At 70.9% G+C, this 22,427-nt stretch carries 14 protein-coding genes; 12 read left to right on the forward strand and 2 right to left on the reverse strand.

Translation table 11 applies throughout. The features are described 5' to 3' along the window. Positions 1-134 precede the first annotated feature (134 nt). Together AB4K12_RS01465 and AB4K12_RS01470 are read left to right on the forward strand one after the other, a co-directional pair. On the forward strand, positions 135-1,166 hold the full coding sequence (locus tag AB4K12_RS01465) for an SDR family oxidoreductase (RefSeq protein WP_368433123.1): 1,032 nt from the start codon (positions 135-137) through the stop codon (positions 1,164-1,166). Continuing rightward, a complete protein-coding gene (locus AB4K12_RS01470) occupies positions 1,156-1,755 on the forward strand; it encodes a TIGR03086 family metal-binding protein (protein ID WP_368432375.1) in 600 nt (199 codons plus the stop codon). The genes AB4K12_RS01465 and AB4K12_RS01470 overlap by 11 nt, the downstream gene beginning before the upstream one ends. Before the next feature lie 50 nt (positions 1,756-1,805). Here AB4K12_RS01470 and AB4K12_RS01475 read toward each other — a convergent pair whose 3' ends face one another. Further along, positions 1,806-2,363: a type 1 glutamine amidotransferase domain-containing protein gene (locus tag AB4K12_RS01475; protein ID WP_368432376.1), complete on the reverse strand. Its 558-nt coding sequence runs from the start codon at positions 2,361-2,363 to the stop codon at positions 1,806-1,808. Next, positions 2,360-4,183 carry a thiamine pyrophosphate-requiring protein gene (locus AB4K12_RS01480; protein ID WP_368433124.1) on the reverse strand — a complete coding sequence of 608 codons (1,824 nt, stop codon included), beginning with the start codon at positions 4,181-4,183 and terminating at the stop codon, positions 2,360-2,362. The genes AB4K12_RS01475 and AB4K12_RS01480 overlap by 4 nt, the downstream gene beginning before the upstream one ends. Before the next feature lie 317 nt (positions 4,184-4,500). On the opposite strand from AB4K12_RS01480, the gene AB4K12_RS01485 reads away from it, so the two are divergent. From AB4K12_RS01485 to AB4K12_RS01530, 10 genes are all read left to right on the forward strand, one after another. Next, positions 4,501-4,671: a hypothetical protein gene (locus AB4K12_RS01485; RefSeq protein WP_368432377.1), complete on the forward strand. Its 171-nt coding sequence runs from the start codon at positions 4,501-4,503 to the stop codon at positions 4,669-4,671. Between the two features lies 1 nt (position 4,672). After that, positions 4,673-5,104: an MrpF/PhaF family protein gene (locus tag AB4K12_RS01490; RefSeq protein WP_368432378.1), complete on the forward strand. Its 432-nt coding sequence runs from the start codon at positions 4,673-4,675 to the stop codon at positions 5,102-5,104. A gap of 4 nt (positions 5,105-5,108) precedes the next feature. Further along, the gene (locus AB4K12_RS01495; protein ID WP_368433125.1) at positions 5,109-5,357 is read left to right on the forward strand and encodes a hydrogenase subunit MbhD domain-containing protein; all 249 of its coding nucleotides are present in this window, start codon (positions 5,109-5,111) and stop codon (positions 5,355-5,357) included. Next, complete coding sequence (locus AB4K12_RS01500) at positions 5,354-6,133, forward strand: MnhB domain-containing protein (RefSeq protein ID WP_368432379.1); 780 nt, start codon at positions 5,354-5,356, stop codon at positions 6,131-6,133. Before AB4K12_RS01495 ends, AB4K12_RS01500 begins: the two co-directional genes overlap by 4 nt. Continuing rightward, positions 6,130-6,474: a sodium:proton antiporter gene (locus tag AB4K12_RS01505; protein WP_368432380.1), complete on the forward strand. Its 345-nt coding sequence runs from the start codon at positions 6,130-6,132 to the stop codon at positions 6,472-6,474. The genes AB4K12_RS01500 and AB4K12_RS01505 overlap by 4 nt, the downstream gene beginning before the upstream one ends. A 6-nt stretch (positions 6,475-6,480) precedes the next feature. After that, positions 6,481-8,301: a complex I subunit 5 family protein gene (locus AB4K12_RS01510; protein WP_368432381.1), complete on the forward strand. Its 1,821-nt coding sequence runs from the start codon at positions 6,481-6,483 to the stop codon at positions 8,299-8,301. 99 nt (positions 8,302-8,400) lie between these two features. After that, positions 8,401-9,117, forward strand: coding sequence for a L,D-transpeptidase family protein (locus AB4K12_RS01515; protein ID WP_368432382.1), 717 nt, complete (start codon positions 8,401-8,403; stop codon positions 9,115-9,117). Between the two features lie 65 nt (positions 9,118-9,182). Beyond that, on the forward strand, positions 9,183-10,862 hold the full coding sequence (locus tag AB4K12_RS01520; protein ID WP_368432383.1) for a GAF domain-containing protein: 1,680 nt from the start codon (positions 9,183-9,185) through the stop codon (positions 10,860-10,862). A gap of 306 nt (positions 10,863-11,168) precedes the next feature. Beyond that, positions 11,169-15,353: a LamG-like jellyroll fold domain-containing protein gene (locus tag AB4K12_RS01525; protein WP_368432384.1), complete on the forward strand. Its 4,185-nt coding sequence runs from the start codon at positions 11,169-11,171 to the stop codon at positions 15,351-15,353. A gap of 154 nt (positions 15,354-15,507) precedes the next feature. After that, positions 15,508-22,425, forward strand: a complete 6,918-nt coding sequence (locus tag AB4K12_RS01530) for a polymorphic toxin-type HINT domain-containing protein (protein ID WP_368432385.1) — start codon at positions 15,508-15,510, stop codon at positions 22,423-22,425. The last annotated feature ends 2 nt before the right edge of the window (positions 22,426-22,427 follow it).

Consider the following 22,427-nt stretch of genomic DNA (forward strand, 5'->3'; position numbering starts at 1 on the left):
CCACCGCCCGCAATCGCTGGAACGGGTGAACGAGCCGGACGCCCGGCGAGCGGGCCCTCGCCCGGACGAGGGAAGTCCGGGCACATCGGTCCCTTCCGTTTACGGCGCCGGGCCCTGGGTACCCGGCGCCGATGATGAAGAGAACGAAGCCGTCCGTCGTGGTGGTGACCGGCGCCAGCGGCGGCGTGGGGCGTGCCACGGCCAGGGCGTTCGCCCGGCAGGGCGCCTGCGTCGCGCTGCTGGCGCGCGGGCACAAGGGGCTGGAGGCCGCGGCCGCCGAGGTGCGCACGCGCGGCGGCCAGGCGCTGGTGGTGCCCGTGGACGTGGCCGACCACCGGCAGGTCACCGACGCGGCGAACCGCGTGGAAGAGGTGTTCGGGCCCGTCGACGTGTGGGTCAACAACGCCTTCACCGGCGTGTTCGCCCCCTTCGTCGAGATCGAACCCGAGGAGTTCCGCCGCGTCACCGAGGTCACCTATCTGGGCTATGTGTACGGCACCCACGCCGCGCTCTCCCGCATGCTCCCGCGCGACCACGGCACCGTCGTCCAGGTGGGCTCGGCCCTCGCCTACCGCGGGCTGCCCCTGCAGTCCGCGTACAGCGGCGCCAAGCACGCCATCCAGGGCTGGCACGAGGCCCTGCGATGCGAGCTGCTCCACCAGGGCAGCAAGGTCCGTACGACCATGGTGCAGCTGCCCGCCCTGAACACCCCGCAGTTCGGCTGGGTGCTCAACCGCATGCCGCGCCGCCCCCGCCCCGTACCCCCCGTCTACGAGCCGGAACTCGCCGCCCGCGCCATCGTGCACGCCGCCGCCCATCCGCGCCGCCGCGAGTACTGGGTCGGCGCCAGCACCGTCGCCACCCTCGTCGCCAACGCCGTCGCGCCCGGCCTGATGGACCGCTACCTCGCCCGGACGGCCTACGCCGCGCAGCAGCGCTCCGATCCCGCTCCGGGGATGTCACCGGTGAACCTGTGGCATCCCGTCGACGGCGACGGCGGCCACGACTACGGCGCCCACGGCGACTTCGGCAGGGGCGCGCGGGTGCACGGGCCCCAGCTGTGGCTCTCGGAGCACCGGGGCGCCCTGGCCGGCGGGGCGGCGTTCGCCGCCGCCGCGCTGGCCGCGGCCCGGATGCGGACGGATCATGGGCACCATGACCGGTGACAAGAACCTGACCGACTCCCGGCGGCGCACCGTGCTGGCCCGGCACGCCGAGGCGCTCGACCTCTTCACCGACCGGGTGCACGCCATCCGCCCGGATCAGTGGGACGCGCCCACGCCGTGCACCGAGTGGACCGTGCGCGATCTGGTGAACCACCTGGCCGTCGAGCAGATGTGGGTGCCGCCGATGCTGGCCGGCTCGACCGTCGAGGAGGTCGGCGACGCCTTCGACGGCGACCGGCTCGGCGAGGACCCCGTCGGCGTCTGGGACCGGGCGGCCGCCACGGCCCAGGAGGCCTTCGGCGCCCATGAGGCGCTGGACCGCACGGTGCAGCTGTCGTTCGGCAGCACGGCCGCCCACGCCTACTGCGCGCAGATGATCGCCGACCTGGTGGTGCACGCCTGGGACCTCTCGCGCGCGATCGGCGCCGAGGAACACCCCTCGAAGGAGCTCGTGGACTTCACCCTGCACGAGGTGGAGCCGTACGCCGACGACCTCTCGGGCTCGGGCCTGTTCGCGAAGCCGGTGCCGCCGCCCCCCGGCGCCGACACCTGGCAGAAGCTGCTCGCCAAGCTCGGCCGGCGGCCCTGACGTCCTGATGCCCCGACGTTCTCATGCCCTGACGTCCTGATGCCCCGGCGTCAGGCCCCGCCACCAGCCCCCTCGGCCTTGCGGAACTCGGCGGTGAACGCGTCGCAGAACGCCTTGAGGTCGTCCGGCTTACGGCTGGTGATCAGCGTGTTGGGCCCATGGGTGCACACCTTGACCTGCTCGTCGACCCAGGACCCGCCCGCGTTCTGGATGTCGGTGCGCAGGCTCGGCCACGACGTCAGGGTGCGGCCGCGCAGCACATCGGCCTCGACCAGCGTCCACAGGCCGTGACAGATCGCGGCCACCGGCTTGCCGGACGTGAAGAAGCCACGGGCGAACGCCACCGCCCGCTCGTCCAGGCGCAGGAAGTCGGGGCTCGCGACCCCGCCCGGCAGCACCAGGGCGTCGTACTCCGCGGTGCCCGCCTCGGCCACCGTCCTGTCGACGGGGAAGGTGTCGCCCCGGTCGAGGTGGTGGAACGCCTGGATCCGCCCCGGCTTCGTGGAGACGAGGTGCGGGGTGCCGCCCGCCTCCTCGACCGCCTTCCAGGGGGTGGTGATCTCGACCTGTTCGGCGCCCTCCGGCGCCACCAGGAACGCGACCTTCATGACGACTTCCCTTCTGTCGGGGTGGCGGACTTCCCTCGGCCGCCGGGCAGGAACTCCTGGATCTTCGCCTTGATGCCCTGCCGCAGCACGCCCTTGCGGTCGGCGTCGCCCTTGAGCACGGAGGCCGCCGTCGCCTCGATCTGCTCCCAGTCCGCGTGCGGGGGGATCGGCGGCACCGCCGGGTCGGTGACGAACTCCACCACGGCGGGCCCCGGCGCGGCCAGGGCCTCGCGCCAGGCGTCCTCGACCTCGTCCGGCTTCTCCACCCGGATCCCGGTCAGCCCCAGCAGCTCGGCGAAGCGGGCGTAGGGGACGTCGGGCAGTTCCTGCGAGGGCAGGAACGCCGGGGAGCCGCCCATGGCGCGCAGCTCCCACGTCACCTGGTTGAGGTCCCGGTTGTTCCACACGCCCACCACCAGCCGCTGGTCCTCCCACTGGTGCCGGTACTTGGCCACCGTGATCAGCTCGGCCATGCCGTTCATCTGCATCGCCCCGTCCCCGACCAGCGCCACCACCGGCCGGTCCGGGTGGGCGAACTTCGCCCCGATCGCGTACGGCACCCCGCAGCCCATCGTCGCCAGCGTCCCCGACAGGGAGCCGCGCATCGTGCCGCGCAGGGTGATGTGCCGGGCGTACCAGTTGGCCACCGAACCGGAGTCCGAGGTCAGGATCGCGTCGTCCGGCAGCAGCGGTGACAGCGCCCGCGCCACGTGCTCGGGGTTCACCGGCTCGGCGCTCACCGCGGCCCGCCGCGCCATCACCTCCTTCCACCGCTGCGCGTTGGCGATCACCTGGCTCTGCCAGCCGCGCCGGTCCTGGCGCTCCAGCAGCGGGATCAGCGCCTCCAGCGTGGCCCGCGCGTCACCGATCAGGTTGACCTCGTAGGGGTAGCGCAGCCCGGCCAGATGCGGGTCGATCTCGATCTGCACGCCCCGCGCCGCGCCGAACTCCGGCAGGAACTCCGCGTAGGGGAAGTTGGACCCGATCGTCAGCAGCGTGTCGCAGTCGCGCATCAGCTCGTAGGAGGGACGGGTGCCCAGCAGCCCGATCGAGCCGGTGACGTACGGCAGCTCGTCGCTGAGCACGTCCAGGCCCAGCAGCGCCTTCGCCACCCCCGCGCCCAGGATCTCGGCGACCCGTTCCACCTCGCCGCGGGCCCCGGCGGCGCCCTGGCCCACGAGGATCGCCACCTTCCGACCGGCGTTGAGGACCTCCGCCGCGCGCTCGAGCGCGTCGGACGAGGGCAGCGCCTGCCAGCCGCTGCGGTCCAGGCTGGAGGGCACCATCTTGTGGTCGTGGGTGGGCGGGGTGTACGCGAGGTCCTGCACGTCGGCGTGGACGATGACGGCCGTGGGGGCGCGGCGCGCGTAGGCGGTGCGGATCGCCCGGTCCAGGACGTTCGGCAGCTGCTCGGGGACCGTGACGGTCTCCAGGAACTCCGAGGCGACGTCCTTGAAGAGCGTGTGCAGGTCCACCTCCTGCTGGTACGCGCCGCCCATCGCGGAGCGGGCCGTCTGGCCCACGATCGCCAGCACCGGCACGTGGTCGAGCTTGGCGTCGTAGAGGCCGTTGAGCAGATGGATCGCCCCCGGCCCCGACGTCGCCACGCACACCCCCAGCCGCCCGCTGAACTTGGCGTACCCCACGGCCTCGAGCGCCGCCGTCTCCTCGTGCCGGGCCTGGACGAACCTCGGCCGGTCCTCGGCCCGCCCCCAGGCCGTCAGCAGCCCGTTGATCCCGTCCCCCGGGTAGCCGAAGACCCGCTCCACACCCCACTCGCGCAGGCGCGCCAGGATGCGGTCGGAAACCTGCTCGCTCATGCCGTTCCTCTCCACTGCCGCCCGGTGCGGGGCGGCCTCGCGTCGCCCCGGGACGTGCTCGTCGAGGGCCTCGCCGTACTCCGTCATCGCGGTGGGATCCCCCGGGGCCGCGCGGTGAGCTCAAACGCAACGGGTAACCCCCGGGCGCCGCGATGAAACCTCCCGGTTCGCGGCTTCCGGTTCCCGGATCGTGGTTCGTGGTTCGTGGTTCGTGGTTCGCGGTGCGGCGGGGTGGCGTCCCGCCCCGGCCCGCCCGATGTCCGATACTCGGTCGCGAGTCCGGTTCGTCCCGATTGGGCAGGGAAGGTGGAGAGACGGTGCTGCGCAGGGCGGCCGCGGCCGCGGAGGTCCTCGGCTGGTGGGCGGCGCTCACCGCCGTGTGGACCGTACTGATCAGCTCGGTGGACCCGCTCGAGACGGCCGTCGGCGCCGCGGCCGCGCTCCTGGCCGCCTGCGCCGCCCGCGGCGCCCGGCGGGCGGCGGCCTGAGATGAACGGGTGGCTCGTGGCCGCCGCCGTGCTCGTCGTCGCGGGCCTGGGCCCGAGCCTGTGGGGCGTCGCGCGCGGCGGGGTCGGCCGGCGTGTCGTCGCCCAGAACGCGGCGACCCTGCTGCTGTGCCTGGTGTTCCTCCTGCTCTCCCAGGGGTACGGGCGGCCGTCGTACACCGACCTCGCGCTGGTGACCTCGGTGCTGGGCCCGGCCGGGACGCTCGTCTTCGTCCGGCTGCTCGGCGACGAGATCGACGCGCCCCCGCCGGGCCTGCGCCTGCTCACCCCCCTCGTCGCCGTCGGCACCCCCGCCACCGTCGTCCCGCTGTGCGTCGCCACCGGCCCCGGCCGGGCCCTGCTCAAGCTGCTTCTCATCGGCGCCCTCCTGATGGCCGGCGGGATCGTCACCTCCAAGGTCCTGCGCCATGCGTGAGGCCTTGGACGACACGCTCGTCGCCGCCTCGCTGCTGCTCGTCGCGGCCGCCGCCACCGCCGCCGCGCTCACCCGCGACCCCGCCCGGCAGGCCGTCGTGCTCTCCCTGCTCGGACTCGCCCTCGCCCTGCTCTTCACCGTCCTGCAGGCGCCCGACGTGGCCCTGTCCCAGCTCGCGGTCGGCTCGGCGGTCACCCCGCTGATGATCCTGCTGACGGTCCGCCGGGTCCGCCGCCGGAGGCGGCGCGAGTGACGCGCCGGGCGCGGCTGTGGGTACTGGCCGCCGGACTGCTCGGCACGGCGGCGCTGTTCGCGGCCGCCTGCCCGCGCATGCCGCCGTTCGGCGGCACCTGGCACCCCTACGGCGACCGGGCCGTCGCGGCCGCGATCGCGCAGCGCACCGCCAACACCGTCTCCTCCGTCAACTTCGACCAGCGCGCCCTCGACACCCTCGGCGAGGAGAGCATCCTCTTCGCCGCCGTCCTCGGCACGGTCGTCCTGCTGCGCCGCACGCCCGACGAACGCCGCGTCGCCCCGCGGCCCGCGTCCGTACCGCCCGCCCTGCGCCGATACGCGATCACCGTGCTGCCCCTGGCCCTCCTCATCGGGCTGTACGTCGTCGCCCACGGCCAGCTCAGCCCGGGCGGCGGCTTCCAGGGCGGCGTGGTCGTCGCCACCGCCCTGCACCTGCTCTACATCGGCGTCGACCACCGCGCCCTGGAACGCGTCCGCCCGGTGGGTCCGTACGAACTCGCCGACGGCGTCGGCGAGGGGGCGTACGTCGTCCTCGGCGCCGCCGGGCTCCTCGCCGGCTCGGCCTACCTGGCCAACACCCTCCCGCACGGCACCTTCAACACCCTGGCCTCCGGCGGCACGGTCCCGCTGCTCAACGCCGCCGTGGGCATGGAGGTCGCCTCCGCCGTGGTCGTCCTGCTCGCCCACTTCCTCGCCCAGGCCCTGGAGATCGTGGAGGAGAAGACCGTCGACGAGAAGACCGTGGACGAGAAGGAAGGGAAGGAAAAGGAATGAGCGTCCTGCCCTACCTCGTCGCCGGGTGGATCTTCCTGGTGGGCGTCCACGGCCTCGCCACCAGCCGCCACCTCGTGCACGCGGTCGGCTGCCTGGCGGTGGCCCAGTCGTCCACCTACGTGCTGCTGCTGGCCGTCGGCTACCGCCGGGGCGCCACCGCGCCGGTCTTCTCCGACATCCCCCCGGGCACACCGGTCGTCGACCCCGTCGTCCAGGCCCTCGCCCTCACCGACGTCGTCGTGGGCGCCACGGTCACCGCGCTGCTGCTGGCCCTGGTGGTGCAGACCCGCAAGCGGCACGGCACCGTCGACCCCGACGAACTGTCCGGGCTGAAGGGCTGACCCGCCGTGGACCGGCTGCTCCCGCTGATCGTGGCGGTGCCCCTGCTCGGCGCCGCGGTGCTGGTGGGCGCGGGCCGCCGGATGCCGCGCCTCGCGGCGGAGGCGGTGGCGTGCGCCTGCGCCGCCGCGTCCACCGCCCTCGCCTGCGCCGCGCTGGCGCGGGCCACGACCGTGGTGTCCTGGGTGGGGGACTGGCGGCCGCGCGACGGCGTGAGCGTGGGCATCGTCCTGGTCGGCGACCGCATCGGACTGGGGCTCGCGGCGCTGGCCTCCGTCCTCGTCCTGGCCGTACTGGCCTACTCCTGGCGCTACTTCGAGGAGCCGCCGCGCGGCCACTCCGGCGCCTTCCCGGCCCTCGTCCTGCTCTTCCAGGCGGGGATGTGCGGCTTCGCGCTCACCGGGGACCTCTTCGACGCCTTCGTCTTCTTCGAACTGATGGGCGTCTGCGGCTACGCCCTCACCGGCTACCACGTCGAGGAGGCCCGGCCGGTCCAGGGCGCCCTGGCCTTCGGCTTCGTCAACTCCCTCGGCGGCTACGCCATGCTCATGGGCATCGCCCTGCTGTACGCGCGCACCGGCGAACTGGGCATGGCGGCGATCGGCCGGCAGCTGGCCGCGGCGCCGGAGCGCGACGCGCCGGTGGCCGCCGCGTTCGTCCTGGTGATGACCGGGCTGCTGGTCAAGGCCGCCGCCGTCCCCTTCCACTTCTGGCTGCCGGACGCGCACGCCGTCGCGCCCACGCCGGTGTGCCTGGTCCTCTCCGGCGTCATGGTCGAGACGGGCGTCTACGGCGTCGCCCGCGTCCACACGACCGTCTTCGGCGGCCCCGGCGGCATCCCCGCCGCCGGCACCCGGCGCGTGCTCGTCGTCCTGGGCGTGGTGAGCGCGGTGACCGGCGCGGTGATGTGCTGGCAGCAGCGGCACATCAAGCGGCTGCTGGCCTTCTCCACGGTCGGCCACACCGGCCTCTTCCTCGTCGGTGTCGGCCTGCTGACCGACGAGGGCCTGTCGGGCACATGCCTGTACGTCCTCGGCCACGCGGGCGCCAAGGCCGCCCTCTTCGCCTGCACCGGCATCCTCCTCGCGCGGCTGGGCAGCGTCGACGAGCACGAACTGCACGGCCGGGGCCGCGACATACGGGGCATCGGCCTGCTCTTCGCCCTCGGCGGCCTCGCCCTGGCGGGCCTGCCGCCCTTCGGCACCGGCCTGGGCAAGGCGGTCGTGGAGGAGGGGTCCGCCTGGCTGCCCGCGCTGTTCGGCCTGGTGTCGGCGCTGACCGGCGGCGCGGCGCTGAGGGTCGCGGCACGGGTCTTCCTCGGGGCCGGCGAGCGCGGCCGCGAGGAGGAGCCGGAGACGGTGGGCGGTGAGGAGGAGCCCGAGACGGCGGGTGGCGAGGAGGAGCCGGAAACCGGCCGCCGGATCCGTCTGGCGCCCCCGCCGATGGTGTCGGTCGCCGTGGCGCTGCTGGCCGGCGCGCTCGCGGTGGGGACCGTGCCGGCGCTCGCCGAGGCGACGTACGCGGCCTCCTCCGCCTTCCTGGACCACGCCGGCTACGCCGCCACCGTCCTCGGCGGCCGGGCCGGCGGCGGGCAGCCGGGCCACGCGGCCGCGGCACACGGCGGCGCGTGGTGGACCTGGACCGGCGCGGCCCTCGGTCTGCTCTCGGCAGCCCTCGCCGTCGTCCTCGCCGCGGCGGCCGTCGTCGGCCTGGTGCCCTCCCGCGGTTGGAGCGCGCCGCTGCGCCGGCTGCACTCCGGCCACATCGGCGACTACGTGGCCTGGACGACGGCCGGGATCGGCCTGCTGTCCCTGCTGACGCTGTGGTGATCTCACGGCTGCCGCCCGGCGCTCGCCGCGTACCGGAGGCCGCAGGGGATGTCCGGGAGCGGGCGCAACCAACGGGCGGGCCGGGCTGTCATATCGTTCATGACAAGTTCACCGAAGAGAACCCTCGCACGCCGTTTCGGCGTCCTGCTGGGCGCGGCGGGACTGGCCGCGCCCCTCACCGTGGCGCTGGGCGCGGGCTCCGCCCAGGCGGCGACCTCCGCGTGCACCGCCGGCACCGGCCCGTACCAGGCGAAGGCGGAGCGCTTCCTCGGCCGGACGGCCGACGGCAAGCAGTCGGCCGCCGACTGCCGCGCGATACGCGACTTCCAGCGCGACCACGGCATCAGCCCGGCCATCGGCTACGCGGGCGCCGTCACCTGGGGCGTCATGGACCTCGTCACCCAGCAGCGGGCCGCCGGCTCCAACCCCAACGCCGCGGGCAAGTGCCCGACGAACAAGGGTCGCATAGCCTGCGTGGACCTCACCCGCCAGCTGAGCTGGGTCCAGGACGGCAAGAAGCTGAAGTTCGGCCCCGTCCCCATCCGCTCGGGCCGCGACGGCTACGAGACCCGCACGGGCCTGAAGAAGGTCTACTGGCGCAGCATCGACCACTGGTCCACGATCTACAAGGTCAGCATGCCGTACAGCCAGTTCTTCGACGGCGGGCAGGCCTTCCACTCCATCGACGGCAGCGTCTGGTCGGCCCCCGGCTCGCACGGCTGCGTCAACATGCGGCGCGGTGACGCCAAGTCGTACTGGTCGCTGCTGAAGAACGGCGACGACGTGTACGTCTACGGACGCAAGCCCGGCACCTGAGGGGGCGCCACGACCCCGATGATCAAGATAGATTTCGGGTCGGGCGTCGCTTGAGGAGAGCAACTGTGGAGAACACCGGGGACGGTGCGGTGCGGTTACCGCACCTTCGGCTCGATGAGCTGCTGGAGGAGCTCCAGTCCAGGCTGGACGCCGCGCGCGGCACCCGTGACCGGGTGCACAGCCTGCTGGAGGCCGTGCTGTCGGTGGGACGCGAGCTGGATCTGGAGCATGTGCTGCGCCGCATCGTCGAGGCGGCGGTGGTGCTGGTGGACGCCGAGTACGGCGCGCTGGGGGTGATCGGTCCCGACGGGCGGACGCTGTCGCAGTTCCTGACCGTCGGGCTCGGCGAGGACCGCATCGCGGCCATCGGCCCCCACCCCAGCGGCCACGGCATCCTCGGCGAGCTCATCCGGCACCCCGAGCCGCTGCGGCTGCCCAGGATCTGCGAGCACGCCGCGTCGTACGGCTTCCCGGAGGGCCACCCGCCGATGCACAGCTTCCTGGGCGTGCCCATCCGGGTACGCGACCAGGTGTTCGGCAACCTGTACCTGACCGAGAAGCACGGCGGCGCCCAGTTCGAGGCCGAGGACGAGTCCGTGCTGTCCACGCTCGCCGTCGCCGCCGGCGTCGCCATCGACAACGCCCGGCTGTACGAGGAGGCCACGCGCCGCGAGCAGTGGCTGCGGGCCGGCGCCGCCGTCACGAACCGCCTGATGTCCGGCAGCCCGCCGGACGAGGTCATCGGCCTGATCGCCGAGCTCGCCCAGGAGATCACCGGCGCCGCCCTGGCCACGGTGGCCCTGCCGGTGCCCCAGGGCGACGCGCTGTCCGTCGAGGTGGCCGTCGGCGACCGCGCCGACGGGATCCGCGGCCGCGTCCTGCCGGTGGACGGCTCCCTGTCCGGAGCCGCCTACACCGGCGGCGGCCCGGTGCACGGCCGCGCCACCGAGTCCCTGCCGGGCCCGGCCGTCGCCGTGCCGGTGACCTCGGGCGACGCCGTACGGGGCGTGCTGCTGCTGGCCCGCGTCAAGGGGCAGGCGGAGTTCTCCCACGAGGAGACCGAGCACCTGGCCGGCTTCGCCGGACAGGCCGCCCTGGCCATGGAACTGGCCGAACGCCGCGCGGACGCCCAGCAGATCGCCCTCCTGGAGGACCGCGACCGCATCGCCCGCGACCTGCACGACCTGGCGATCCAGCGGCTGTTCGCCACCGGCATGACCCTGCAGAGCGCCGACCGCTTCATCGACCACCCCGAGGCCGTCGAGCGCGTCCACCGCGCGGTCGACGACCTGGACGAGACCATAAAGATCATCAGGTCGACCATCTTCGGCCTGCGCTCCCGGGAGGCCGCACCCCAGCACGGCCTGCGCACCCGCGTCGTCCAGACCGTCGGCGAGGCCGGCACCCTCCTCGGCTTCGCCCCGAGCCTGCGCATGGAGGGCCTCCTGGACACCCAGGTGCCGCGCCCGGTCGTCGACGACGTGGTGGCCGTCCTCGGCGAGGCCCTCGCCAACGTCGCCCGCCACGCCGGCGCCACCACCACCGACGTGTCCGTCGTCAACGACGGCCACCACCTCGCCCTGACCGTCACCGACGACGGCACCGGCATCCCCCACACCGGCCACCCCCGCCGCAGCGGCCTCCGCAACCTCGCCGAGCGCGCCTCCCACCACGGCGGAGAACTCCACCTGACCACACCGGAGGGCGGCGGCACGCGCCTGGTATGGCGGATACCGGTGCGATGATGGCGCATTGTCGTTGTTTGTGAGATAAGGCACAACTGACGAATGCCCCTCTTAGGGGGAATCTTCCGTGATTCTTGCCAATTTTCCGGCATGGACCGCGCACATCATGTGCCCCTACCGTCACAGCTCGCGACCATGCGTCAGGCTCTGGGGAGGGCTGGGGGGATGTTTCGTCATGCGCGCGTGCGTGCGCTCGGCGGTGCCGCTGTGTGGGGACTCGGGTTGGTGCTGCTGACCGGGGTGTTACCGGATCAGGCGGCGGCGAGGGCCGCGGGCTTCGCCTCACTGGGCAGGGCCTCGCCCGCCGTGTCCGATCCGGCCGGCGACGCGTCCGCCCCGTCGGAGACCGAGGCGCTGGCCCTGGCCAAGCGCTCGGGCCGGAACGTCGAGGTGGAGTCCCTGCGCGCCGAGACCTCGGACGTGGTGGCCCGGCCCGATGGAAGGCTGGAGGGCAGGGAATACCTGCGCCCGGTCCGGGCGCGGGTCGGGGGTGGGTGGAAGCCGGTCGACGCCACGTTGGAGAAGACCGCCGACGGCGGCGTCTCGCCCCGTGCGGCCACCGTTGGGGTGACGTTCTCCGGCGGCGGCGACGCACCCCTGGTCCGGCTGGACAAGGGCGGACGCAGGCTCGCTCTGGGCTGGCCGTCCAAGCTCCCGGCCCCTCGCCTGGACGGGGACACCGCCACCTACCCCGACGTCCTCCCGGATGTCGACCTGAGACTGGCCGCGCAGGCGGACGGTTTCACCCAGCTGCTCGTCGTGAAGTCGGCGAAAGCGGCGGCCAATCCCGAGCTGGCCAGGCTGCGCCTGAGGCTGGGCGGAGAGGGCCTGACCGTACGGGAGACCGCGCAGGGCGGCCTGACGGCCGTCGACCAGGGCGCCGGCGGCACCGTCTTCGAGGCGCCGACGCCGATGATGTGGGATTCCAGTCCCGGCCGGGCCCCGGTGGGCAAGGCGAAAGAAGCCCGGGCAGGGGCGGCCCGGGTCGCCAAGGCCTCAGGGAATGGCACGGACGAGCCCGGAGCGGGGGAGTCCGGCAAGCAGGCACGGGTCGGCGTGGACGTGGCCGACAGCGGTCGTGAGCTGGTACTCACACCGGACAAGGCCGTTCTGGGCGGGCCCGGCACGGTGTACCCGGTGTTCATCGACCCGCAGTGGTACACCCCGCAGGCCTCCGCCTGGACCATGGCGACAAGCTACTTCGCCGACGAGCCGCAGTGGAAGTTCAACGGCAAGAGCGACGCCGGCATGGGTTTCTGCGACTGGATGCATTGCCAGCCGGAGGACACCAAGCGCCTGTTCTACGAGATCGGCACCTCGAGGTTCGCGGGCAAGACGATCCTCTCGGCGGAGTTCGTGGTGCGGGAGACGTGGTCGGCCTCGTGTGAGAAGAAGGGCGTTCAGCTCTGGCGGACGAAGGGCATCGACTCCTCCACCACGTGGAACTCCCAGAAGGCATCCGGCTTCTGGATCAAGAAGATGGGGGAGGAATCCTTCGCCCACGGCTTCGAGGGCTGTGCCTCCGCCGACGCCGAATTCGATGTGCTGGACCCGGTGAAGGAGGCGGCGTCCAAGGGCTGGCCCTCGATGACGTTCGGTCTGCGTGCCTCGGACGAGTCCGACACCTACGCCTGGAAGCGGTTTTCCGACCGCGCCTATCTGCGCGTGAAGTACAACCAGACACCGCCTCAGATCAGCATGGCGCAGTTGTCGATGGAGTACGGCGGCCAGTGCCGGATCCCCGAGAAGGCGGTGCACGTACGCAGCCTGGGCAAGGTCTATGCCAACAACGTCACCGACCCCGACGGCGACGACGTCGCGGTCGAGTTCCAGGCCGAATGGGACGCGGGCGACAGCAAGGGCAACATCGCGCGGTGGAAGCCGGGATTGACCCCGTTCAAGAAGTCGGGCTCGGACTTCGCGGTCTCCCTGCCGACCGACGTCAGGGTGGGCACACCCGTGAACTGGTACGTGCGGTCCTACGACCGGCAGGGGTACTCCCCCTGGTCGTACGCCGGATCGCCCAGCGGCTGCTACTTCGTCGTCGACCCCAAGGTCCTTCCCGCTCCCAAGGTCGCCTCGGGGGACTATCCGGAATCGAAGCCGGGAACCACGGACGGGGACGACCCGTGGTTCGACGGAGTCGGCCGCCACGGCACCTTCACCGTCGGCCCGGCCCAGAAGGGCGTCACCAAATACCTCTACGGTGTCAACGGCGACGCCTCGGAGAAGAACGCGCTGACCACGACGGACGGCGCGGCCAGGACCATCAAGGCTCTGCCCGGCTCGGCGGGACTGAACTTCCTGACCGTCCAGGCCATGGATGCCGCGGGCAACGTCAGCGAGCCGTACACCTACCGCTACAAGGTACGGGCCGGCCAGCCCGAGCGTGCCGTGTGGTCGATGGACGACGGCCCGGACGCCAAGGAGGCACAGGGCGCGGCTCCGCCACGCACCGCGCGGCTGCACGGGGGAGCGGTCACCGGGGCCGAGGGAGTGACGGGCGCGTCGCTGACCCTCGACGGCAAGGACGCCTACGCCGAGAGCGACACCCCTGTGGTGGACACCTCGGGCAGTTTCACGGTGTCCGCCTGGGCGAAGCTCTCGGCCATGCCCTCGGAACCCGCGGCCGTCGCCGCGCAGGCGGGCAACCACTCGCCGGGTTTCGGGCTGTACTACTCGAAGGACTACGACCGGTGGGCGTTCAGCCAGTTCGCCTCGGACTCTGACGGCGCACTGCCGGTACGGGTGATGCAGAAGAAGCCCGGTGGGGTGAAGGCAGGGGAGTGGACTCACCTCGTGGGCGTCTACGACAGCGGCCCCGGCGAGCTGCGGCTGTTCGTCAACGGCCAGCAGGAGGCGGCCGTGCCGTACACGACGCCCTGGGACGCCCGACGCGGGCTGCTGATCGGCGCGTCGTCGGCGAACGGCAAGCCGACCGCGTTCTTCCCCGGGCGGATCGACGAAGTGGAGATCTTCAACAAGCCGGCGTCCCAGAATGAGGTCTCACGGCTCTACGCCAAGGAACACATCCGAGGTCCGGGCCGCCCGGCGCGTGCGGTCTTCCCGCTGGACGAGCCGGCCGGTGCGCAGGAGGTGACCGGACGCGCGGACGTCATGCCGGCCACCTTCCACGGCGGCCCGAAGCCGGGCACGCCCGGCGTCGACGGCAAGGCCCTCTCCCTGGACGGCATACATGACTACGCGACAGTGGACGCGCCGCACTTCAACACCATGGGCGCCTTCGCGATCTCCGCGTGGGCACGCCTTCCGAAGGACAAGCCGTCGCACACCGCGGTGGTCATGACGCAGTCGGGTGTGAACGCGAGCGGCGTCGAGCTCTACTATTCGTCCACCTACGACAGGTGGGTGCTCAACCAGCACTCCGCCGACACCGCCGACGCAGGGCAGAACAAGGTCGTCCAGAACGCCGGGGCACCGCCCCGGGGCGGCGAATGGACGCATCTCGTCGGAGTCCACGACGTCGTGGCGAAGACGCTGACCCTGTACGTCAACGGTGTGGAGGCCGGGTCGGCCCCCGTGTCCGCCCCGTGGTACGCGGAGCGCCAGCTGCAGATCGGCGCCGGATCCTACGCGGGCAAGCCGGGCAACTTCTTTTCCGGCGAGATCGACGACGTCCGCCTCTACGACCGGCCGGTGTCGGCCGACGAGATCAGACAGCTGTTCCAGCAGCGTCTGCTGGTCACGGGACGCTGGAAGCTGGACACGGCCACGGGAACCCCTCCCATCTCCCCTGACGACCTCGCGGACGACAAGGCGCCGCGTCACGACCTGGCCCTGACGGGCGGGGCCACGATCGGAACCGGCCACGTAGACGACGGCGGTCTGCGCCTCGACGGCTCCGACGACGCGGCCTCCACCAAGGGGATGCCCGTCGACACCAGCGGAAGCTTCACCATGACCGCCTGGGCGCAGCGCGTGGCGGACAGGCCGGGGCGTGCCATGACCGTGATGAGCGCGGAGGGCACGTTCCGCGACGCCTTCACCGTTCGCTACGTCCCGGGTGCCAAGGCCCCGGACGGCACCGACGCCGAGGGGCCCGGGCGCTGGCAGGTGACCCTGCCGGACAAGGACGCGGAGAAGGGCGTCACTCTCACGACGGTGGAGAACCGGGCCTTCCAGGACGCGGGTGCCTGGAACCACCTGGCCCTGGTCTACGACGGATTCGCCCATGAACTCCGGTTGTACGTGAACGGCGTCCTGGAGGAGTTCTCCTGCCGTGCGGACGCCGGCGCGACCCCCGTCGAGACCGCTTGCGCGGACCGTTCGTCCCGGACCGGGAACGTGGTGTCGTCCGGAGCGGGCAAGTCCCTTCAGCTCGGCCGGTCCGTGCTCGGTGGGACGGCGTCGGAGCACTGGTCGGGGCAACTGGACGACGTATGGGTCTTCCAGGGAGCCCTGACCAGGAAGCAGATCGAGCGACTCGCCGCCGGCCAGCGCGACCTTCCCACCCAGGTGCCGAGCGACTGAACCGGCGGAGCACAGCCGGACGAAGAATTCCGCCGCACGCCGCACGCCGCACGCCGCACGCCGCACGCCGCACGCCGCACGCCGCACGCCGCACGCCGCCGCGCACAGGTCGCGCGCCGTGCCGACTCAGCAATTCAGCGAGGGATGACGAGGAATGAAGCGCAGAACCCATGCCCACAGGGCTCGGTGGCGCAGGAACCTGGCACTGACCGTGCCCACGGCCCTGATGGTGTCGCTGCTGCAAGGCGTGGCGCCGCCGGCCGTCGCCAAGGGCGGCCATGCCCTGCCCGGCGCCCCGGACCCGGGGAAGCCCGTGGCCGGCAAGGTGGCCTGGAGCAAGCCGCGCAAGACCGATCCGGCCCCCAGGGTTCCGTCGGAGAAGCCTAGGACGGCATGGCCCAAGGGCGGGAAGACCGTGGTGGACCTGTCGAAGCTCCCCAAGGGCGCGGGGCGGGCTCTGAAGGCCGATGGCCTGCCGGTGAGTTTCCTGCCCGCCTCCCGCGACAAGAGTGCGAAGGGGGTGGCAGCAGCTCCGGCCGTGAGCAAGGCGGAGGTGCGGATCGCGGACCGGAAGGCGAGTGATCGTGCGGGGATTCCCGGTCCGCTGATCGTCCTCCAGGCGCAGGCGACCAAGGCGGACCTGAAGGCCAAGGTATTCGCGCCCTCCGGCGTTCGCCTCGACTACTCCGGCTTCGCCCAGGCGTACGGGGGCGGCTACGCGTCCCGGCTCCGGCTGATGGAACTCCCGGAATGCGTCCTCACCACCCCGGACAAGGTCGGCTGCCGCACTGCCAAGCCGGTCGCCGCCGTCAACGACACGGAGAAGCGGACCCTCACGGCCGACCGAGTGAGCCTGCGCGCGAGTGCGAGAACGGTCCTGGCCGCCGCTCCCGCCGCCGGAGGAGAGAAGGGTGACTACAAGGCCACACCGCTCTCCCCGTCCGCAACATGGATGACCGACCTCAACAGCGGTTCCTTCACCTGGTCGTACGACATCCCCGTGCCGGAGGTACCCGGCGGCCTCAAGCCCGATCTGGGGCTGGGGTATACCTCGTCGGCGATCGACGGCCGCACCGGCAACACCAACAACCAGTCCTCGTGGGTGGGCGACGGATTCGAGCTGTGGCCGGGCTTCATCGAGCGCCGCTACAAACCGTGCTCCGAGGACGGCGAGGAGCACGGCGACGGCAACAAACCCGGCGATCTGTGCTGGGCCTACGACAACGCGACGATCTCCTTCAACGGGAAAGCGGGCGAACTCGTCCCGGCCGGCGGCGACCAATGGAAGCTGAAGAAGGACGACGGCACGAGGGTCGCCCGCCTGACCGGCAGCGAACACGACAACGGTGACAACGACAACGAGTACTGGCGTGTGACGACACCGGAAGGCACCCGCTACTACTTCGGCTACCACAAGCTCAATGCCTGGGCCAAGGGCAAGGACACCACCGACTCCACCTGGACCGTCCCCGTCTACGGCAACAATGCCGGCGAGCCGTGCCACAAGGACGGCTTCAAGGAATCCTGGTGCCAGCAGGCCTGGCGGTGGAACCTCGACTACGCGGTCGACCGGCACGGCAACGCCGTCGGCTACTACTACGGCAAGGAGACCAACTCCTACGGCCGTGACCTGGAATCCAAGGACGACACGCCGTACGTGCGAGGCGGTTACCTCAAGCGCATCGAGTACGGCCTGCAGTCGTCCGATCTGTACGCCAAGCCCCTGGCCAAGGTCGAGTTCGGCAACGCCGAACGGTGCCTGCCGCAGGACCAGGACAAGGTCACCTGCGCAGAGGACACGATCGACGACAAGAAGCAGTATTGGTACGACACGCCCTGGGACATGAACTGCAAAGCCGGGACGGAGTGCGACAAGGGACGCCTGTCGCCATCGTTCTGGACCCGCAAGCGTCTGACGGACATCACCACCAGCGTTCTGCGGGCCGACGGCGGCTACGCGCCCGTCGACTCATGGAAACTCGGTCACCGGTGGGGCATGGCCGACACCGACTACCAGCTGCTGCTCGAATCCATTCAGCACACCGGCCACAGCGCCAGCCCCGCCATCACCCTTCCGAAGACGACACTCGTCTACACCCAGCGCCCCAACCGCCTCGACAAAACCGGTGACGGCAAGGCTCCCTTCATCAAGGAGCGCCTGTCCACCGTCACCGACGAGACGGGTGGCCAGACCGACGTCACCTACTCGCAGCCCGTGTGCGACTGGGCGAAGCTGCCGACGCCCGAGAGCAACACGACGCGTTGTTTCCCGCAGTTCATCGGCGGGAGCAGCAGCGACGACCCGACCCAGCAGTGGTTCAACAAGTACGTCGTGGACGCGGTGACAGCGACCGACCGCACGGGGGGTGCCCCGGACCAGGTCACCCGCTACGACTACCTCGACGACGCCGCCTGGCACTACGACGACGACAACGGGCTGACCAAGGAGAAGTTCAAGACCTGGTCGCAGTGGCGCGGCTATGGGCACGTGCGCGTACGCACCGGCGGTCAGGGTGCGGACGGCATGAAGTCTCAGCAGGACACGTACTTCCTGCGTGGCATGGACGGCGACAGGAAGGGTGCCGACGGAGGCAAGAAGGAAGTGAGCGTCGCCCTGGGCAAGGACGAGGGAGACGCGATCACCGATCACTCGTCCGCGGCGGGATTCACCTACAAGACCGAGAGCTACTCCGGCCCCGGCGGGAAACTGCTGGCCAAGACCGTCAGCCGGCCCTGGCACCACGAGACCGCCAAGAGCGAACGCTCCTGGGGAACCGTCACCGCGAACTTCACCGGCACCGAGTCGGCGCGATCTTTCACATCCCTCGATGACGGGGCCGGGAAGAAGTGGCGTCAGAAGTCCGCGGCCACGAAGTACGACACCGTCGCCGGGCGGCCCACGGAAGCCGACGACTTCGGGGACCTCTCCACCCCGGACGACGATCAGTGCACCCGGACCACGTACAACGACAACGCCGACGCCAACATCCTGGTTCTGCGTTCCCGTGTGGTGACGACGGCGGCATCCTGTGCCACGTCCTCCGTGGACCGCGCCAAGCAGGTCGTATCGGACGTCCGGACGGCCTACGACGGCGGAGGCTACGGTGATCGGCCCACCAAGGGCGACGCCACCGGCGTGGCCACGCTCAAGAAGGACGACAACAACCGGGCGACCTACCTCGAGTCCGGCAAGACATACGACGCCTACGCGAGAGAGCTGACCAGCACCGACCTCACCGCCGAGGTCGTCTTCGACGACTCGGGCCGACTCGTGACGACCACCAAGCGCACCGACGGCCGTACCACGAGGACGGCTTATACGCCGAGCACGGGATTCGCCACGACCGTCACCACCACGGCGCCCCCCGTCAAGGCCGGTGACCCGTCGACCGCCTGGACGAGCACCACCATGTTCGATCCGCTGCGTGGACAGGTCCTCAGGAAGACGGACGCCAACAACAGGCGCACCGACATCGCCTACGACGCCCTCGGTCGCTCCGTCAAAGTCTGGCTGCCCAACAAGCCGCAGTCCTCGTTCGGCCCGCCCAGCCTGGAATTCTCCTACTCCATCACGGACGGGAAGCCCGTCGCGGTCGCTACCCGGAAGCTGAACGACAGCTACGGCCAGCTGACCGCCTACACCCTCTACGACGGCTTCCAGCGTCCCCGGCAGACACAGGAACCGGGCCCCGACGGCGGCAAGTTGATCACGGACACCTTCTACGACGAGCGCGGCCTCGCCGCGAAGACGTTCGCCCCGTACTACGCCCTGGGCGCACCGGGCACCGGTCTGTTCAGCCCGGACAACGCGCTGAAGGTGGAATCCCAGACCTGGAACACCTACGACGGGCTCGGTCGCGTCACGGAGACCAAGCAGATCGCCGGAAACGGCGACGCGGGCAAGGTGCTGGCCACCACCCGCACGCTCTACGGCGGTGACCGCACGACCGTGATCCCACCCGTGGGATCCACGGCGACGACCGCGGTCGTCGACGCCCGGGGCAGGACCACGGAGCTCCACCAGCTGCACGAGCGCAGCTCTGGCGCGGACTCCGACGTCATCCGCTACGCGTACAGCCCCCAGGGCAAGCTGTCGCGCTACACGGACCCCGCAGGCAACTCCTGGTCGTACGTCTACGACCAGCTCGGACACCAGGTGTCGGCGGCCGACCCGGACAAGGGCACCAGCACCAGCACGTACGACGACCGCGGTCAGCTCACCAGCGTCACCGACGCCCGCAAGACCAAGAACACGCTGTACTACGCCTACGACAACATCGGTCGCAAGACCGAACTCCACGAAGGGACCGCCGGCGGAACGAAGCTCGCCGAATGGTCCTACGACACGGTCGCGGGCGGCAAGGGCCAGTTGGCCTCGGCCACGCGCTACGTGGACGGCAATGCCTACGTCAGTCGTGTGGACGAGTACGACACGCTCTACCGGGTCACGCGGTCGGCCCTCCTCGTCCCCGCGAATGAAGGGGCCCTGGCAGGCACCTATCGGTTCGGAACCAACTACAACCTGTCGGGCAGCATCAAGAGCACTTTCCTGCCGAAGGCGGGTTCACTCGCCGGCGACAGCGTCATCTACGACTACGACAACCTGCTGCGCCCCACGGAGATCAGAGGATCCGGCGGCCTCAAGGCGGCCGTCACCAGCTACAGCCTCACCGGTAAACCCCTCCAGGCGAAGCTCACGGGCGGCGGCAAGTTCACGCAGATCACCAACGGCTATGAGTGGGGAACCCAGCGCCTGGCCGACACTCGGGTCGACCGTGAGAACGCTCCGGTCGTCGACAAGGCCGCGACGTACAGGTACGACGAGGCAGGCAACATCCGCTCCGTGTCCGACGCCGCGGCAGGCGGCACGGACACGCAGTGCTTCACCTACGACTACCTGCACCGCGTCACGGACGAGTGGACACAGCCCACGCCGACGTGCGCCGCGGCGCCGGCGGCGAATCTGACCGGCGGTCCGGCCCCCTACTGGAACTCGTACACCTACGACCAGACGGGTAACCGCCTCACCGAGACGCGGCACGACGCCGGCGGAGACAGCGCCAAGGACGTCAAGCGGACCTATGCCTACCCGGCCGCCGGCGGTCCTCAGCCGCACGCCCTGTCCGCCGTGAACACCAGCGGTCCGACGGGCACGGCCAAGGACTCCTACACCTACGACCCGGTGGGCAACACCGCCACCCGCGTCATGGGCGGTGACACACAGGCGCTGGAGTGGGACGCCGAGGGCCACCTCGCCAAGGCCACCCAGATGAAGGACGACAAGCCCGCCGGGACGACGTCCTACCTCTACGACGCCGAGGGCCAGCGGCTGATCGGGCGGACCGACACCGAAACGACCCTCTACCTCGGCCCCACCGAGATCACCCTCACCAAGGGCGCCACCACTCCGAAGGCCACCCGCTACATCGACCTCGGCAACGGCGTCCAGGCGGTCCAGAGCGACGACGGCAGCGCGTCCTTCGTCATCGCGGACCAGGCCGGTACGGGCCAGCTCGCCATCGACTCCAAGTCGGCGACGGCCACGCACCGGCGCACCACACCCTTCGGCGCTCCGCGTGGGGAGCAACCCAAGAGCTGGCCTGGAACCAAGGGCTTTGTCGGCGGCACCAACGACGCGACGACGGGACTCACGCATCTGGGGGCCCGTGAATACGACCCGTCGACCGGCCGGTTCATCAGCGTCGACCCCCTCCTGGACCTTCAGGACCCCCAGCAGAACCACGGCTACACGTACGCGAACAACAACCCGGCGACCCTCTCCGACCCGTCGGGCCTCATACCCGAGGGCTGCGGAACGCTCGGCAAGTGCTACGGATACTCGCCCAGCTCGGGTGGATGTCCGTACGGCTGCGGATCCACCGCCAACGTGCTCTGGGGCGAGGCGGAGTACGACGACTACGACTACGACGACTACGAAGGCCCCGTCTACAACTACTGGGAGGACGCGGCCAGCCGCGGCAACGAGGTCATCTATGCGGGCATCGAGGTGCCGGCCCACTGGGAGGAGAAGGAGCAGTTCGAAAAGGCCTTCTACCGGGAAGTGGCCTCCTTCTGCCACGGCGAGTCGATCAACTGCCTGAGCGATGTGATCTACTCCGGCTACGAGAGTCAGGCGCGATCGGCACTGAACCGGTTGAAGTTCTTCGCTTACATCGCCTGCCGGGACGTCGACTGCCCGGACAGCGTGAGCACCCCCATGGAGGCCTTCGCCGCCGCGGCGGCGATGCAGCTCGAGAACGGGATGGGCGGCGGCTACCCCGGCCTCCGCGGTGCCCGCAGCGGAGGAGGCCGGTCCGGAGGCCGCGGAGGAAGTGGCCCGTGCCACAGCTTCACGACCGGCACGGAGGTCCTGCTCGAGGACGGCAGCAGCGAGCCCATTGAGGACGTCGAGACAGGCGACAAGGTCCTGGCGACCGATCCCGAGACGGGGGAGACCACCGCACGCGAGGTCGTCGCCACCTTCGACACCGAACACGACAAGAACTTCACCGACCTGACGGTGAAGACCGCCGACGGCGCGGCGAGCATCATCGCGACGAACACCCACCCCTTCTGGGAAACCACCGAGAAGACGTGGATCGACGCCGGCAACCTCCGCCCGGGCGCCCACCTGCGCAATCCGAACGGCGAAACCCTCCAGGTCACATCGACCCGTCACTTCGTCAAGCAGCAGCGCACCCACGACCTCACCGTCAGTAGCACCCACACGTACTATGTACTGGCGGGTAAGACTCCGGTCCTCGTTCATAACAGCAATGGCAAGTGCGGGCCGGGAATCTCGACACGTAACGAAAAGGCTGGTGACATCGGTAAATATACCGATGGACAGAAGACCCGGGATCCAGCGTCGCAGTGGTATCACGAGGAACTGAGTAATGAGGAACTCCTGGACGGGATCAACAACCCTGGTGCAGGAGACGGAATTCTCGTCTCGCGTGATGGAACGATTCTTGGGGGTCATCATCGCAAGGACGAGCTCCAAAGAAGGATGAGAGACGGGCGTATCGACCCAGATACCCGAATCCGCATTGAAGTCTACGACGGGGAGTAATG

The organism is Streptomyces sp. C36 (genome assembly GCF_040932295.1).
In the GTDB taxonomy this organism is placed as follows: Bacteria; Actinomycetota; Actinomycetes; order Streptomycetales; family Streptomycetaceae; genus Streptomyces; species Streptomyces triculaminicus.

Bases quoted from the DNA above. Each gene is read 5' to 3' on its own strand.
- AB4K12_RS01465 (WP_368433123.1), top strand. From the start codon at position 135: ATGAAGAGAACGAAGCCGTCCGTCGTGGTGGTGACCGGCGCCAGCGGC.
- AB4K12_RS01470 (WP_368432375.1), top strand. From the start codon at position 1,156: ATGACCGGTGACAAGAACCTGACCGACTCCCGGCGGCGCACCGTGCTG.
- AB4K12_RS01475 (WP_368432376.1), bottom strand. From the start codon at position 2,363: ATGAAGGTCGCGTTCCTGGTGGCGCCGGAGGGCGCCGAACAGGTCGAG.
- AB4K12_RS01480 (WP_368433124.1), bottom strand. From the start codon at position 4,183: ATGAGCGAGCAGGTTTCCGACCGCATCCTGGCGCGCCTGCGCGAGTGG.
- AB4K12_RS01490 (WP_368432378.1), top strand. From the start codon at position 4,673: ATGAACGGGTGGCTCGTGGCCGCCGCCGTGCTCGTCGTCGCGGGCCTG.
- AB4K12_RS01505 (WP_368432380.1), top strand. From the start codon at position 6,130: ATGAGCGTCCTGCCCTACCTCGTCGCCGGGTGGATCTTCCTGGTGGGC.
- AB4K12_RS01515 (WP_368432382.1), top strand. From the start codon at position 8,401: ATGACAAGTTCACCGAAGAGAACCCTCGCACGCCGTTTCGGCGTCCTG.
- AB4K12_RS01530 (WP_368432385.1), top strand. From the start codon at position 15,508: ATGAAGCGCAGAACCCATGCCCACAGGGCTCGGTGGCGCAGGAACCTG.